The 14589-nt window shown below is 67.6% G+C and carries 15 protein-coding genes; 10 read left to right on the top strand and 5 right to left on the bottom strand.

The window, feature by feature from the left end:
- Nucleotides 1-41: 41 nt before the first annotated feature.
- Nucleotides 42-1556 carry a YifB family Mg chelatase-like AAA ATPase gene (locus GLR48_RS02070; RefSeq protein WP_237058257.1) on the top strand — a complete coding sequence of 505 codons (1515 nt, stop codon included), beginning with the start codon at nt 42-44 and terminating at the stop codon, nt 1554-1556.
- 66 nt (nt 1557-1622) lie between these two features.
- Here GLR48_RS02070 and GLR48_RS02065 read toward each other — a convergent pair whose 3' ends face one another.
- Genes GLR48_RS02065 through cobU form a run of 3 tightly spaced genes read right to left on the bottom strand, consistent with a single transcriptional unit; the run spans nt 1623 to nt 3605 of the window.
- Complete coding sequence (locus GLR48_RS02065) at nt 1623-2498, bottom strand: glutathione S-transferase (protein ID WP_237058255.1); 876 nt, start codon at nt 2496-2498, stop codon at nt 1623-1625.
- A gap of 10 nt (nt 2499-2508) precedes the next feature.
- The gene (locus GLR48_RS02060; protein ID WP_237058253.1) at nt 2509-3087 is read right to left on the bottom strand and encodes a histidine phosphatase family protein; all 579 of its coding nucleotides are present in this window, start codon (nt 3085-3087) and stop codon (nt 2509-2511) included.
- On the bottom strand, nt 3084-3605 hold the full coding sequence (gene cobU / locus GLR48_RS02055; RefSeq protein WP_237058251.1) for a bifunctional adenosylcobinamide kinase/adenosylcobinamide-phosphate guanylyltransferase: 522 nt from the start codon (nt 3603-3605) through the stop codon (nt 3084-3086). The genes GLR48_RS02060 and cobU overlap by 4 nt, the downstream gene beginning before the upstream one ends.
- A 102-nt stretch (nt 3606-3707) precedes the next feature.
- On the opposite strand from cobU, the gene GLR48_RS02050 reads away from it, so the two are divergent.
- From GLR48_RS02050 to GLR48_RS02015, 8 genes are all read left to right on the top strand, one after another.
- Nucleotides 3708-4586: an RNA polymerase factor sigma-32 gene (locus GLR48_RS02050; protein WP_237058249.1), complete on the top strand. Its 879-nt coding sequence runs from the start codon at nt 3708-3710 to the stop codon at nt 4584-4586.
- 62 nt (nt 4587-4648) lie between these two features.
- Nucleotides 4649-5353: a ChaN family lipoprotein gene (locus GLR48_RS02045; RefSeq protein ID WP_237058248.1), complete on the top strand. Its 705-nt coding sequence runs from the start codon at nt 4649-4651 to the stop codon at nt 5351-5353.
- A gap of 61 nt (nt 5354-5414) precedes the next feature.
- A complete protein-coding gene (coaBC, locus tag GLR48_RS02040; protein WP_237058246.1) occupies nt 5415-6608 on the top strand; it encodes a bifunctional phosphopantothenoylcysteine decarboxylase/phosphopantothenate--cysteine ligase CoaBC in 1194 nt (397 codons plus the stop codon).
- Nucleotides 6609-6652: 44 nt separating this feature from the next.
- Nucleotides 6653-7135, top strand: a complete 483-nt coding sequence (gene dut, locus GLR48_RS02035) for a dUTP diphosphatase (RefSeq protein ID WP_237064298.1) — start codon at nt 6653-6655, stop codon at nt 7133-7135.
- Nucleotides 7132-8199, top strand: a complete 1068-nt coding sequence (locus GLR48_RS02030) for a HesA/MoeB/ThiF family protein (RefSeq protein ID WP_237058244.1) — start codon at nt 7132-7134, stop codon at nt 8197-8199. The genes dut and GLR48_RS02030 overlap by 4 nt, the downstream gene beginning before the upstream one ends.
- 28 nt (nt 8200-8227) lie before the next feature.
- The gene (locus GLR48_RS02025) at nt 8228-9007 is read left to right on the top strand and encodes a transporter substrate-binding domain-containing protein (protein ID WP_237058242.1); all 780 of its coding nucleotides are present in this window, start codon (nt 8228-8230) and stop codon (nt 9005-9007) included.
- 7 nt (nt 9008-9014) lie between these two features.
- Nucleotides 9015-9782: an amino acid ABC transporter permease gene (locus GLR48_RS02020; RefSeq protein ID WP_237058240.1), complete on the top strand. Its 768-nt coding sequence runs from the start codon at nt 9015-9017 to the stop codon at nt 9780-9782.
- A 125-nt stretch (nt 9783-9907) separates the two neighbouring features.
- Entirely contained in the window at nt 9908-11929 is a 2022-nt protein-coding gene (locus tag GLR48_RS02015; RefSeq protein ID WP_237058238.1) for a M3 family metallopeptidase, read from the top strand.
- 1 nt (nt 11930) lies between these two features.
- Here GLR48_RS02015 and GLR48_RS02010 read toward each other — a convergent pair whose 3' ends face one another.
- Both GLR48_RS02010 and GLR48_RS02005 read right to left on the bottom strand, forming a co-directional pair.
- Nucleotides 11931-12839, bottom strand: a complete 909-nt coding sequence (locus GLR48_RS02010; RefSeq protein ID WP_237058236.1) for a cation diffusion facilitator family transporter — start codon at nt 12837-12839, stop codon at nt 11931-11933.
- Nucleotides 12840-12877: 38 nt separating this feature from the next.
- Complete coding sequence (locus tag GLR48_RS02005; protein ID WP_442915738.1) at nt 12878-13432, bottom strand: SH3 domain-containing protein; 555 nt, start codon at nt 13430-13432, stop codon at nt 12878-12880.
- Between the two features lie 107 nt (nt 13433-13539).
- Here GLR48_RS02005 and GLR48_RS02000 point away from each other — a divergent pair, with 107 nt between their 5' ends.
- A complete protein-coding gene (locus GLR48_RS02000; RefSeq protein WP_237058234.1) occupies nt 13540-14526 on the top strand; it encodes a 2-hydroxyacid dehydrogenase in 987 nt (328 codons plus the stop codon).
- Nucleotides 14527-14589: the final 63 nt, after the last annotated feature.

Here is a 14589-nt window from a genome sequence, read left to right as displayed (position 1 = left end):
CCGCCGGTACCTGTTAACCAAAGTGAATGGGGAACGCACAGATGGTCGCCATGGCCTATACGGTTGCCTTCGACGGCATCGACGCGCGGCTGGTGCAGGTGCAATGCGCAATCAGCCCCGGCCTGCCGGGCTTTGCCATCGTCGGCCTGCCGGACAAGGCCGTGTCAGAGGCGCGTGAACGCGTCCGTGCCGCGCTCACCTCCATGGCGATCGCGCTGCCCAGCCAGCGGATCAGCATCAACCTCTCGCCCGCCGACTTGCCGAAGGAAGGCTCGCACTTCGATCTGCCCATCGCCTTGGCGGTACTGGCCGCACTCGAAATCGTGCCCCACGAAGAGGTGTCAGACCTCGTGGCCCTGGGTGAGTTGTCGCTGGACGGCACCCTCGTCCCCGTCGTCGGCGCCTTGCCCGCCGCGGTGGCCGCCGGGGATGGCGACCGGTCCCTGATGTGCCCCGCCGCCTGCGGGGCAGAGGCGGCCTGGGTCGACAGCGTCCGCGTCATCGCTCCTTCGTCCCTAGCTCAGGCCATAGCACACCTGACCGGTCGCGCCGTCCTCGACCCCGCCACGCCGGGAGAGGTCACCCACGCCAGCGGCGCCCGCTGCCTGTCAGAGGTCAAGGGGCAGGAACGCGCCAAGCGCGGGCTGGAGATCGCCGCCGCAGGCCGTCACCACCTGCTGCTGGTGGGTTCGCCCGGGTCCGGCAAGTCCATGCTGGCCGCTCGCATCCCGGGCATCCTGCCGGCGCTGACGCCGGTCGAGGCGCTGGAGACCTCGATGATCCACTCGCTCGCGGGACTGCTCGACGACGGTGGCATTTCGCGCACGCGACCTTTTCGCGAACCGCACCACACGGCGTCGATGGCCGCCATCGTCGGCGGCGGGCGGGGGGCAAAACCCGGAGAGATCAGCCTTGCGCACAACGGTGTCCTCTTCATGGACGAGTTCCCCGAATATCCCCGCGCCGTCCTTGAAACCCTGCGCCAGCCGATCGAGACCGGAGAGGTCGTGGTCGCCCGCGCCAACGCCCACGTCCGCTATCCCTGCCGCTTCATGCTGGTGGCCGCGGCGAACCCCTGCAAATGCGGCTACCTCGCCGATGCCGCGCTTGCCTGCGGGCGTGCACCGATCTTCGGAGAGGACTACATGGGCCGGATCAGCGGCCCGTTGATGGACCGCTTCGATCTGCGGGTCGAGGTGCCGCCGGTGTCCTTTACCGACCTCGACCTGCCGATGACGGGCGAATCCTCTGCCACGATCGCCGCCCGCGTTGCCACGGCGCGGCAGGTGCAGGTCGCCCGCTACGCAGGCCACGCGGGGATGTGGGCCAACGCCGATGCCCAGGGCGCGGTGCTGGAGGATGTGGCCACCCCCGATGCGGAAGGCCGCGACCTGCTGTTGCGCGTGGCCGACCGCTTTGGCCTGTCGGCCCGCGGCTATCACCGGGTGCTGCGGGTGGCGCGCACCATCGCGGATCTGGATGGATCGGAGGCGGTGCGCCGCAACCATGTGGCCGAGGCCGTGAGTTTCAGGCTGACGCTGACAAAGGAGGTCTGATGCCATTTCGGCTGCGCCGAAGCGCGCCGCGCGGGAGTATTTGTGAAAAAGCGAGGACTGGGTGCGTCAGACCAATGCCATGAAGGCGGGCCAGGCGGCGGGGTCGGCGATGGTCTTGTCGCGACAGAACGCGTTGCAGAACCCGAAGGTGCGGCCACCCATCTGCATCAGGTGCGTCACCGGATCGCCGGAGTAGGGACACGCGGCGTTTTCCGGGGTGCCTGTGTCGACGGCGGTGGCGGGCAGCGGCGCGGGGCCGGGCCAAGGGCGGGTGGGGCCGTCGTGTTCGAAGGTTGCGGACACCTTGCCCGCCGCCAGCCCCATCGCGCGCCAGCGCCGCAGGCTGCCGTCGGCCAGATGGGCCGCGACATAGGCGCGGGTCGTGGGGGCCGTGTCGAAGCCGTAGTTCGCCAGCCGCACCGCCATCGGGGCAAAGATCGCGTCCGCGATGCTGTAATCGCCGCAGAGCCATGGCCCCTGCGACCCGGTGACAGCGCGCGCGTGGGTCCAGACCGTCTCCAGCCGGGCGCATTCCGCTGCGACGTCGGCGGGGGGCGTGATCGGCTGATAGCTGTGGTGCAGGTTCACCGGCCAGCCGCCGCGCAATGCGCGAAAGCTGCTGTGCATCTCGTTCGCAAGCGTCCGGGCGGTGCCGCGGGCCACCGGGTCCTGCGGCCAGAGGCCCGCCGCGGGATAGCGCGTCGCCAGTTCCTCTGCGATGGCCATGCTGTCGGACAGGATCGCGCCGTCCTGTGTCACCAGTGTCGGCAATGTCCGGGCAGGGGCAAGGTCGGTCATCAGCGTGCCGACGCCATCCTCCGTTTCCGGGTACAGCACGGTCGTTCTGACATGGTCCGACAGGCCGAAGCGGTCGACCATCAGCCAGGCGGCCAGAGACCAGCTGAAATAGAGGCGATTGCCGATGTAGAGGGTGTGGGTCATGGCCTGCTCCTCAGGCGACGTGATTGATCCGGCCGATCCGCCAGCCGGCGGGCGTCAGGGTCATGTCGGTGACCCCGAGGGGGTCGATGCGGTGCGACATGGATTGCGACGCGGTTTCGCCTGTCGCGCGGGGGATCTGCGACATGATGGCCCCCATGTGCGCCACGATCACCAGATGCGCCGGGCTGTGGTCCGCGATGGTGCGGTCGATGGCCGCGGCGACGCGGGCGGTGACGGCATTCCAGCTTTCGCCGTCGGGCGCTGCAATGTCGCCGGGCTGGTCCCAGAACTGCCGCGACAGCACCGGATCGCGCGCCGCGACGTCATCGCCAGACATCCCGTCCCATGCGCCGAAGTCGATTTCCCGCAGGTCCGCCTGATGGGGCAGGCGACGGCGCTGCCCTGCGACGGCATCGGCGGTGGTCACTGCCCGGATCAGGTCCGACGACACGATCAGCGCGTTCCCCGGCAGGTAGGCCGACAGGCGCACCAGCGCGTCCCGGTCCGATAGGTCGGCGGGCACGTCGCGCCAGCCGGTCATCGTCTTCTGATGGGTGGGTCCGTGGCGCACCAGCCAAAGCGTCGTCATGGCAGATCCTCTTTCAACGCCAGTGGCAGGCCGGCCATCACCGCCACGACCGTATCGGCCTGCCGTGCGAGCCGTTGGTTCAGGTGGCCCTGCGCCGCACGAAACCGCCGCGACAGGGCGTTGTCGGGGACGATGCCCTGACCGACCTCGTTCGAGACGACGACCACGGGGCAGGGGCAGGCGGCAAGGGCTGCCAGCAACCCGTCGCCCGCCGCCGCCACATCTTGATCCGCCAGAAGCACATTGGTCAACCACAGGGTGACGCAATCCAGCAGCACGACACCGGCGGGATCCTGCGCGACAAGGATTGCCGCGGGGTCCAAAGGCGCCTCGATCGTGGTCCAGCCTGTGCCGCGGGCGGTTTTGTGGGCTGCGATCTTTTGGCGCATCTCGTCATCGAAGGGCTGCGCGGTTGCGATGTAAGTCTTTGGTTTTGAAGTGTTGTTCACCAAGCCTTCGGCGTAGGCCGATTTGCCGGACGCGGCGCCGCCTAGTATGAAAGTCAGGTGATGCAACATCTTGTGGGAACTTTCCCGCGGTCATGTAAGTTTCGGTGTCATAGAAACTGCATCGTCGTCCGACACAAGCAGTTCGTGCAATGCTCTTGGGGGATTATGACGATGGCTTTTGACGGATTTTCGGATCAGACACTGTCGCGCACCGCGATGAAAGCAGAGCTGCTGGATGCAGAAACGGAGTTGCGCCTTGCCTATGCTTGGCGCGACGAGGGGTGCGAGGAGAGCCTGCACCGCCTGATCACTGCCTACATGCGCCTTGCCATTTCCATGGCTGCAAAGTTCAAGCGCTACGGCGCGCCGATGAACGATCTAATCCAGGAAGCCTCTGTCGGTTTGATGAAAGCGGCCGAGAAATTCGATCCCGACCGGGGCGTGCGGTTTTCGACCTATGCCGTCTGGTGGATCAAGGCGTCGATCCAGGATTACGTGATGCGCAACTGGTCGATGGTCCGCACCGGGTCCACATCCTCGCAGAAATCGCTGTTCTTCAATCTGCGCCGTGTGCAGGCACGGCTGGAGCGTGAGGCCGCCGCCGAAGGCCGCAAGCTGGAAGGCCACATCATGCGGCAGATGATCGCCACCGAAGTCGGTGTGCCGCTGCATGATGTCGAGATGATGGAGGGCCGGTTGTCCGGTTCCGACTTCAGCCTGAACGCCACGCAATCCTCCGAGGATGAAGGCCGCGAGTGGATCGACGCGCTGGAAGACGATTCGACCCAGGCCGCCGAGAACGTGGAGCTGTCCCACGACAACGCACGCCTGCGTCAGTGGCTGCTGACGGCACTGGGCGATCTGAATGACCGCGAGCGGTTCATCGTGCGCGAGCGTAAGCTGCGCGACGATCCCCGCACGCTGGAAAGCCTTGGCGTCGAACTGGGGCTGAGCAAGGAGCGTGTGCGTCAGCTGGAGGCCGCGGCCTTCGGCAAGATGCGCAAGAACCTTGAAAGCCAGAGCCGGGAAGTCCTGTCGTTCTTCGCATGATGCGTTGGTCGGTCCTGTGCGCAGCCCTATGCGCCAGCCCTGTTTATGCGGATGTCGGCCCCTTGCCCGGGGCCGACATTTTCGTGTTGGGCGAGGTGCATGACAACCCGACCCATCATGCCACGCAGGCCGGGATCGTGGCGCAGGTGCAACCATTGGCGCTGGTGTTCGAGATGCTGACGCCAGCACAGGCCGCGGCGGCGATGACCGTGGACCGCACCGATGCGGCGGCTGTCGCCACGGCGACCGGCTGGGCCGACAGTGGCTGGCCGGATTTCGCGATGTATGCGCCGATCTTTGCGGCAGCGCCGGGTGCCACGATCGTCGGCGCCGCGGTCCCGCGCGACGACATGCTGCGCGCGATGAAAGAGGGTGCTGCCGCCGTCAGCACATCGCCCGTGCCGCCCTTGACCGATGCGCAACTGGCGGTGCTGTCGCAGGAACAGGCCGAGGCGCATTGCGGCGCCCTGCCGCCCGAGATGCTGCCCGGCATGGTCGAGGCGCAGCGTCTGCGCGATGCGGATTTTGCGGGTGCGACCCTGTCCGCTTTTGATGCCACGGGCGGGCCGGTGGTGCTGATCACCGGCACTGGTCACGCGCGCACGGATGTGGGCGTGCCGGCTGCTCTGCGCCTTGCGCGGCCCGATCTGAAGGTCTGGTCGCTGGGCCAGATCGAGGGCGCGGCGGAGGCCGACGCACCCTTCGATGCCGTGGCTGTCACCGGTGTCACCGATCGCCCGGATCCCTGCGCCACCTTCACGCAATAGCCCGTTGTTGTCATCGCCCCGGCTGCCGCCTACATCTGGGGCCAACAAAGGGGACTGAGCCATGCTGCACGACAAGCGGATCCTGCTGATCATCGGCGGCGGCATCGCGGCTTACAAATCATTGGAGCTGATCCGCCTGCTGCGCACGACCGGCGCCGCGGTCACGCCGGTGATGACGCGTGCGGCGGCGGAATTCGTGACACCGCTCAGCGTGTCTGCCTTGGCGGGAGAGCGGGTCTATACCGACCTTTTCGATCTGACCGACGAGGCCGAGATGGGCCACATCCAGCTGAGCCGCGTGGCCGACCTGATCGTGGTGGCTCCCGCCACCGCCGACCTGATGGCGAAGGCGGCGACGGGGCTGGCGGGCGATCTGGCCAGCACGCTGCTGCTGGCGACGGATACGCCGGTGTTGATGGCGCCCGCGATGAACGTGCGGATGTGGGTTCATCCGGCGACCCAGCGCAATCTTGCGACGCTGAAAGGCGACGGCCTGCGCTTCGTCGGGCCCGACGTGGGCGACATGGCCTGTGGCGAACATGGTCCCGGACGGCTGGCGGAACCGGCCGCGATCCTGACTGCGATTTCAGGCCATTTTGCAAAGGGGCCGATGGCGGGGCGGCATGTCATCGTGACCTCCGGTCCGACCCATGAACCGATCGACCCGGTGCGCTATATCGCGAACCGGTCGTCGGGGGCGCAGGGCACGGCCATTGCGCGGGCACTTATCGCGCTGGGGGCCGATGTGACCTTCGTCACCGGGCCGGCCACCGTGCCGCCGCCTGCGGGTGTGACGGTGATCCGGGTGGAAACGGCGGTGCAGATGCAGGCCGCCGTCATGGAGGCCCTGCCGGCAGAGGCCGCCGTCTTTGCAGCCGCCGTGGCGGACTGGCGCGTGACGCAGGCGGGCGCGCAAAAGATGAAGAAGACCGCCGGTGGCCTGCCCGTTCTGGACCTGACCGAAAATCCTGACATCCTCGCTGCCGTCTCGGCGCCCGGTCCGCAACGACCGCGGCTGGTCGTGGGCTTTGCTGCGGAAACGCAGGATGTGACGCGACTGGCCACGGAAAAGCGCCTGCGCAAGGGCTGCGACTGGATCGTGGCGAACGACGTATCTGACGGGACCGGGATCATGGGCGGGATTGAGAACGCGGTGACGCTGATCACGCAGGACGGCGCCGAGGACTGGCCCCGCATGGGCAAGGACGCGGTGGCCGTCCGTCTGGCGCAGCGGCTGGCCGAGGCGCTGGCATGAGCGCCGGAGCCTCCGGCGGGAGTATTTCGGGAAAAAGCGAGGACATGCCCGTCGCGGCGCAAGCCGTGCGGATTGCCGTTGCATACGACACCGGCGCCGACCGGAGCGTGCCGCTGCCGGACTATCAGACCGCGGGGGCGGCGGGGGCGGACGTCTGTGCCAACCTGGGTGCGGCTGACCGGGCGGGAGGTGTTTTGGTGCGCCCCGGCGCGCGGGCGCTGGTGCCGACGGGGCTGCGGCTGGAGATCCCGCAGGGGTTCGAGGTGCAGGTCCGGGCGCGGTCGGGGCTGGCGCTGCGGCATGGCATCGCGCTGGTGAATGCGCCGGGGACCATCGACAGCGATTATCGCGGGCCGCTGGGCGTGCTGATCGTCAATCTGGGCGAGGCCGATTTCACCGTCACGCACGGGATGCGGATCGCGCAGCTTGTCGTGGCCCCCGTCGTGCGGGCGGCGTTCGGGCTGGCCGATCTGGACCAGACCGCGCGGGGCGCGGGCGGATTCGGGTCGACGGGGGTGCTGCCATGATCATGGTCGGTTTCCTGATCGCCGTGATCTGGGGCGTCGGGGCTGCGATGAAGGCGCCGCGGCAGGCGCGCTGGATCATGGTCGGCATCCTGATGGTCGCGGTCATTGCGGCGCAACTTGTGTTGCCGGACGGTCATCCGCTCCGCGCGGCGACGGGCGGCGACGCGCGGCTGTGGCTGCTGTTGCTGGGGCTGGGTGCGGTCGTCTGGGGCTATGCCGCCGTGCTGCGCGCGGTCAAGGCGCGGGTCAGGCCGGCGGTGGCGGTGCCGGTCTCGGGCGGTTTTTCCGAGGACGAGCTGACCCGCTATGCCCGCCACATCATGCTGCGCGAAGTCGGCGGGCGGGGCCAGCGGGCGCTGAAGGATGCGCGTGTGCTGGTGGTGGGCGCGGGGGGCCTCGGGTCGCCGGTGCTGCTGTACCTTGCGGCGAGCGGCGTCGGCACCATCGGGGTGATCGACGACGACCGGGTCGATGCCAGCAACCTGCAACGGCAGGTGATCCACCGCGACGGCGGACGCGGTTTGCCCAAGGTGCAGTCGGCACTGCAGGCGGTGGCCGAGCTGAACCCCCATGTGACCGTCCGACCCTATGACCGTCGTCTGACCGAGGACATCGCGGCGGATCTGATCGCGGATTACGATCTGGTGCTGGACGGCTGCGACAACTTTGACACGCGGTATCTGGTGAACCGGACCTGCGTCGCTGCCGGCGTGCCGCTGATCGCCGCGGCACTGACCCAGTGGGAAGGGCAGATCAGCCTTTACGATCCGGCGCGGGGGACGCCCTGCTATGCCTGCGTGTTCCCCGACCGGCCCGCACCGGGCCTCGTGCCGACCTGTGCCGAGGCCGGGGTGATCGGCCCGCTTCCCGGCGTCATGGGGTCGTTGATGGCGGTCGAGGCGGTGAAGACCCTGACCGGCGCGGGCACGGGCCTTGGCGGGCGGTTGCTGATTTACGATGCACTCTATGCCGAGACGCGGATCGTGCAGGTGCCCGCAGCCCCCGATTGCCCGGTCTGCGGCGGGCGGGGCTTGAAGGTGGCTGCAGCACAGGCCAAGGTCTGAGCCGAACATCCTGAGGGGGACTGCCGAGATGAAACTTCTGATGACACTTGCTGCGGCCCTGTGCGCCACCGCGGCCACGGCACAGGACGCCCTGCCGGACCTTGGCGGGCGCGACGTGACGGTCGTGACTGAAAACGCCTATCCGCCGCTGCAGTTCGTGCAGGACGGCACTGCCGTCGGCTGGGAATACGACGCCATGGCCGAGATCGCCAAGCGTCTGAACATGACCGTGACCTACGAGAACTCCAGCTGGGACGCGATGATTCCTGCGGTCTCGCAAGGGCAGTACGACATCGGCATGACCGGCATCACGATCCGCGACGACCGCAAGGAGGTCGTCGATTTCTCTGACCCCTACATGACGTCGGAAATGGTCATGCTGGTGCGGGGTGACGAGGACCGCTTTGGCGATGCCGCAAGCTTTGCCGCCGATCCGGACCTGCTGATGGCGGCCCAGCCCGGCACGACGCCGTTCTATGTCGGCGTCTACGATGTGCTGGACGGTGACGAGGCCAATCCCCGGATCAAGACGATGGAGACCTTTGGCGCCACCGTGCAGGCGCTGCGCGCCGGTGACGTGGACCTCGTGCTGACCGACGGCACCGCCGGTGCGGGCTATGTCGCCGCCAGCGACGGCGGGCTGAAGATCGTGGGCGAAAAACTGGGGACCGAGGATTTCGGGTTCATCTTTCCGAAGGGCTCCGACCTTGTCGCACCCGTCAATGCCGCGATTGCCGCGATGAAGGCCGACGGCACGCTGGACGCGCTGAACACCACATGGTTCCTCGACTTCAAGATGGGCGAATAAACCGCCCATGACGTCGCCGGACCGCGACTTTCCCTGGTGGCTGGTCGCGGTCGTGATGATCGGGGTGGGCCTGTTTGCCGGCGTCCTGTCGGACCCCGCGTCGTCCAAGGTGCTGGGCACGCTGATGCAGGGCGTGCAGACGACGATCATGGTCACACTTGTCAGTTATGCGATGGCCTGCGCGCTGGGGCTTGGGCTGGCGCTGATGGCGGGGTCGGGGTCCATCGTGCTGCGGCAGATCGCGCGGTTCTACGTCGAGGTGATGCGCGGCATCCCGATCCTCGTCCTGCTGCTGTATGTCGCTTTCGTGCTGGCGCCGGCACTGGTCGCGGGCTGGAACGCGCTGGGCCTGCCGGAGGCGCGGACGCGGGATTTCCCCCTGCTGTGGCGGGCGATCATCGCGCTGTTCCTCGCCTATTCCGCCTTTCTGGCAGAGGTGTTCCGCGCGGGCCTGCAGGCGGTGGATGCGGGCCAGATCGAGGCGGCGCACGCGCTGGGCCTGTCGCGGTGGCACCGGTTCCGCTTCGTTGTCTGGCCGCAGGCGCTGCGCACGATCCTGCCGCCGCTTGGCAACGATTTCGTCGCGATGGTCAAGGATTCCTCCTTGGTCAGCGTGCTGGGCGTGGCGGACATCACGCAGCTGGGCAAGGTGATCGCCGCGGGCAATTTCCGCTATTTCGAGACCTACAATGTCGTGGCGCTCGTCTATCTGACGATGACGATTTCCCTGTCGCTCCTGCTCCGCCGGTTCGAGAGAGGGCGCCGCCGATCTTGAGTATTTTGAAAAAAGCGAGGACTTGGCCCCGCGCGGTTGGAGGCCAGTTTATTTGGTCGCCCGGCGCGGGGGCGGTGGCACTTCACCGGGCGCGGTCCTAGGTTGTGGGGCAAAGGAGACCTGTCATGACCAATCCGCTGCTGTCCGACTGGACCACACCCCACGCCCTGCCGCCCTTCGATGCGATCAGGGACGCTGATTTCGCACCCGCCGTCGACGCGGCGCTGGCCGAGGCGCGGGCCAATATCGCGGCCATCGCCGATAACCCGGACGCGCCGACATTTGCCAACACAATCGAAGCGTTCGAGCGGGCCGAGGCGACGCTGGGTCGCGTGCTGGGCGTGTTCTACGGCGTGGCGGGCGCCGACAGCAACCCGGCGCGCGAGGCGCTGCAGCGCGATTTCTCGCCTTTGCTGAGCGCCTTCGGGTCCGAGGTCACGGCGAATGCGGCGCTGTTTGCGCGGATCGAGGATCTGTGGGCGCGCCGCGACGATCTGGACCTGACGGCCGAGCAGGCGCGGGTGCTGATGCTGACCCGGCGCGGCTTCGTGCGGCAGGGGGCGCAGTTGCAGGGGCCGGCGGCGGACCGGCTGCGCGATGTGAAATCCCGGCTGGCGGTGCTGGGCACGCAGTTCACGCAGAACCTGCTGGCGGACGAACGCGACTGGTTCATGCCCCTGTCAGAGGATGATCTGGCGGGTCTGCCCGATTTTGTCGTCGATGCCGCACGGGCGGCGGGCGAGGCGGGCGACCATGCCGGCCCCGTCGTGACCCTGTCGCGGTCGCTGATCGTGCCCTTCCTGCAATTCTCGCCCCGACGTGACCTGCGCCAACGGGCTTATGCCGCCTGGACCGCGCGCGGGATGAACGGGGGGGCCACGGACAACCGGGCGCTGGCGACCGAAACACTGGCCTTGCGGGCCGAACGCGCCGACCTGCTGGGTTACGACAGCTTTGCCGATTACAAGCTGGAGACGGAGATGGCCGGCACGCCGGACGCCGTCCGCGATCTGTTGATGCAGGTCTGGGCCCCCGCCAAGGCCGCGGCAGAGGCTGATTCCGTCAAGCTGACCGCCATGATGCACGCCGACGGCGTCACCGGCCCGTTGGAGCCGTGGGACTGGCGCTATTATTCCGAAAAGCGGCGGCAGGCGGAACACGATCTGGATGAGGCGGCCTTGAAGCCCTACCTGCAGCTCGACCGGATGATCGCCGCCAGTTTCGACTGTGCCACGCGGCTGTTCGGGCTGGAATTCGAGCCCTTCGACGGCCCGGTCTATCATCCTGACGTGCGGCTGTGGAACGTAACCCGCGACGGCCAGCACGTGGCGGTCTTCGTCGGCGACTACTTCGCGCGCGCGTCCAAGCGGTCGGGCGCATGGTGCATGGCAATGCAAAGCCAGCACCGGATGGCGGGCGACGTGGCCCCCATCGTCGTGAACGTCTGCAACTTCGCAAAGCCCGCCAAGGGTAAGCCGGCGCTGCTTTCCTATGATGACGCGCGCACGCTGTTCCACGAATTCGGCCACGCGCTGCACCAGATGCTGTCGGATGTGACCTACGAGTCGATCTCCGGCACATCCGTCGCGCGGGACTTCGTCGAACTGCCCAGCCAGCTGTACGAGCATTGGCTGGAGGTGCCGCAGGTGCTGCAGACCTTTGCCACCCATGCCGTCACGGACGCCGCGATGCCGCAGGACATGCTGGACCGGATGCTGGCGGCGGCGACCTACGACATGGGCTTTCAGACCGTCGAATACATCGCCAGCGCGCTGGTCGATCTGGAATTTCATGCGGGCGACGCCCCCGCCGACCCGATGCAGCGGCAGGCCGAGATCCTTGAAGATCTGGGCATGCCCCATGCCATCGGGATGCGCCACGCGACGCCGCATTTCGCCCATGTCTTTGCGGGGGACGGCTATTCCAGCGGCTACTACAGCTACATGTGGTCAGAGGTAATGGACGCCGACGCCTTCGCCGCCTTCGAGGAGGCGGGCGATCCGTTCGATCCGGCGCTGGCCAAGCGGCTGGAGGAAACGGTGTTGTCCTCTGGCGGGTCCGTGGATGCGGCGACGCTTTATCAGGACTTCCGCGGGCGGATGCCGGGAGTCGAGGCGCTGCTGAAGGGGCGCGGGCTGGCGGCCTGACCTAAGCCGACGGATCGTCGGGGTGTTTTTGCACCCCGACGGGATCCTTGTGGATCAGCACATCGGCGCGCGGATAGGCGTGCAGGATCGCCCGGCGCAGGGACGCGCCGATCGCATGGGCGCGGTGCAGCGATTGTTCGCCGTCCAGTTCGATATGCAGGTTCACGAACACCCGGCTGCCCGCGCGGCGGGTCTTGAGGTCGTGAAAGCCGCGGACGCCTTCGAAATCGCGGGCGATGGCGGCGATCCCGTCGATCATCGCGGGATCGGCCTGCCGGTCCATCAGCGCGTCCCAGGCGCCCTTGCCGATGCGCAGCGCACCGACGGCCAGCAGCAGGGCGGCACCCAGGGCCACGACGCTGTCGACCTGCGCCAGACCCAGCGCCTTTGACGCCCAGAGGGCGACGATGGCGCCCACATTGGGGATCAGGTCGCCCAGATAATGCAGGCTGTCGGCCTTCACCACCGGGTTGTCGGTGCGCGCGGCGACGCGACGTTGCCAGACCACCAGCCCCAGCGTCAGCACGATCGAGAAGACGACGATCGCGATCCCGCTAACCTCGTTGCGGGGCAGGGCCGGATCCCCCTGCCACAATCGCCAGACCGCGGCAAAGCCGATCACGCCCGAGGAGATCAGGATGATGACCGATTGCGCCAGCGCCGCCAGATCCTCGGCCGAGGTATGGCCGAAGTTGTGGTCGTCGTCGGCGGGCTTGGCCGCATAGGCGATGGCGGCCAGCGCCCCCAGCGACATCATCAGGTCCATGGCCGAATCTGCCAGCGTCGCGGCGATGGCCAGCGATCCGGTCTGCCCGAAGGCCCAGAGCTTTGCCACGACCAGCGACAGCGCCACGGCGCAGGACAGAAGGCCGGCAGACAGGTTCAGGCGGGTGTTGGACTTTTCATTCATGGCACCGTCCTAGCGCAGCGCGGACGGCACCGAAAGCGTCAGTTGGGGGCAGGGGCCGCGTCGACGCCCCACAGGACCGACCGGTGCGCCCAGCCGCTGTAGCCGCCGGCGGTCAACTCGCACCAGTCGCCTTCGCAATCGCCAAGGCGGGCGATGACGTTCTGTTCCAGCTCGGCCCGCTCTGCCGCCGTGTCCGAGGGATTCGCCCGCAGGGCCATGCGGTCCTGATCGACGATGACCGTCCGCACGCCGGACAGCATCGTGTAATGCACCCAGCCGCCCTGACCGTCGCGGTCAATCACCCGGCGCCAGTGGCCGTATTCCGCGATCACCTGCAACGGCATGTCGCGCCGCTTGAAGACCCAGTCGATGCGGTGTGTCAGGCTGGGGCCGCGGCGGACGTTCGCCTCTTTCGCCTTCAGGCTGACGTAGCGGGGCAGGGGCATGTTCGTTTCCGGCCCGACGTCCGGCGCCGTGAAACTGGCGGATGTCGGGGCGACATCGTCCATGGTTTCGGGGGTCGCCTCTTGCGCCGCCAAGGGTCCGGCACAGAGCAGTGAAATCACGACGCAAAGGGTTCGCGCAAAAGTCATGGGATAGCCTCGATCTGCCTGGCGGGCGCGATGGTTCTTGTGCCCCGCGTCCCTGACTGGCAACGTGCCACCAATCACGGGTTTTGGAAAGTGCCGCAGGAGGGCCGATGCCGGGGAAGAAGCTGAGTGTTGTCGTGACGCGACGGTTGCCGCCGGCGGTCGAGACGCGGATGACGGAGTTGTTCGACGTGACCCTGTCGCCCGACGATGTCCCGATGACGCGCGAGGCGCTGGCCTCTGCCATGCAGGACGCCGACGTGCTGGTGCCGACGATCACCGACCAGATCGACGCGCGGCTGCTGGCGCAGGCGGGCGACCGGCTGAAGCTGATCGCGCATTACGGTGCGGGCGTGGACAACATCGACGTCGCCACGGCGCGGCAGCGCGGCATCCTGGTGTCCAACACGCCCGGCGTGCTGACCGACGACACCGCCGACATGACCATGGCCCTGATGCTGAGCGTGCTGCGCCGCATCCCCGAAGGCATGCGCGTCGCCCAGTCCGACGACTGGTCCGGCTGGTCGCCCACCGCCATGCTGGGCGGACGCATCGCGGGGCGCAGGCTGGGCATCCTTGGCATGGGCCGGATCGGACAGGCCGTGGCCCGCCGCGCGCGCGCCTTCGGCATGCAGATCCACTATCACAACCGCAAGCGTCTGCGCCCAGAGGTCGAAGCGCCGCTGGAAGCGACCTACTGGGACAGCCTCGACCAGATGGTCGCGCGGATGGACGTGATTTCGGTCAACTGCCCGCATACGCCGTCGACCTTCCATCTGATGAACGCCCGCCGGCTGAAGCTGATGAAGCCGCAGGCCGTCATCGTGAACACCAGCCGCGGCGAGGTGATCGACGAAAACGCCCTGACCCGCATGCTGCGCGCACAAGAGATCGCGGGCGCCGGCCTTGACGTGTTCGAGCGCGGGCACGAGATCAATCCGCGTCTCAAGGCCCTGCCGAACGTGATCCTGCTGCCGCACATGGGGTCCGCCACGGTCGAAGGGCGGGTTGAGATGGGCGAGAAGGTGCTGATCAACATCAAGACCTTCGCCGACGGCCACAGGCCCCCGGATCTGGTCGTCCCCGGCCTGATGTAGGGTCATTGGATTGACGCGGGCGCGAAATGCGCCACCTCAGCACGAAACGATAGGAGCGATGAG

Origin of the sequence: Loktanella sp. M215 (assembly GCF_021735925.1) — a bacterium.
GTDB lineage: Bacteria > Pseudomonadota > Alphaproteobacteria > Rhodobacterales > Rhodobacteraceae > Loktanella.
This window is presented reverse-complemented; position numbering and strand designations above follow the sequence as displayed.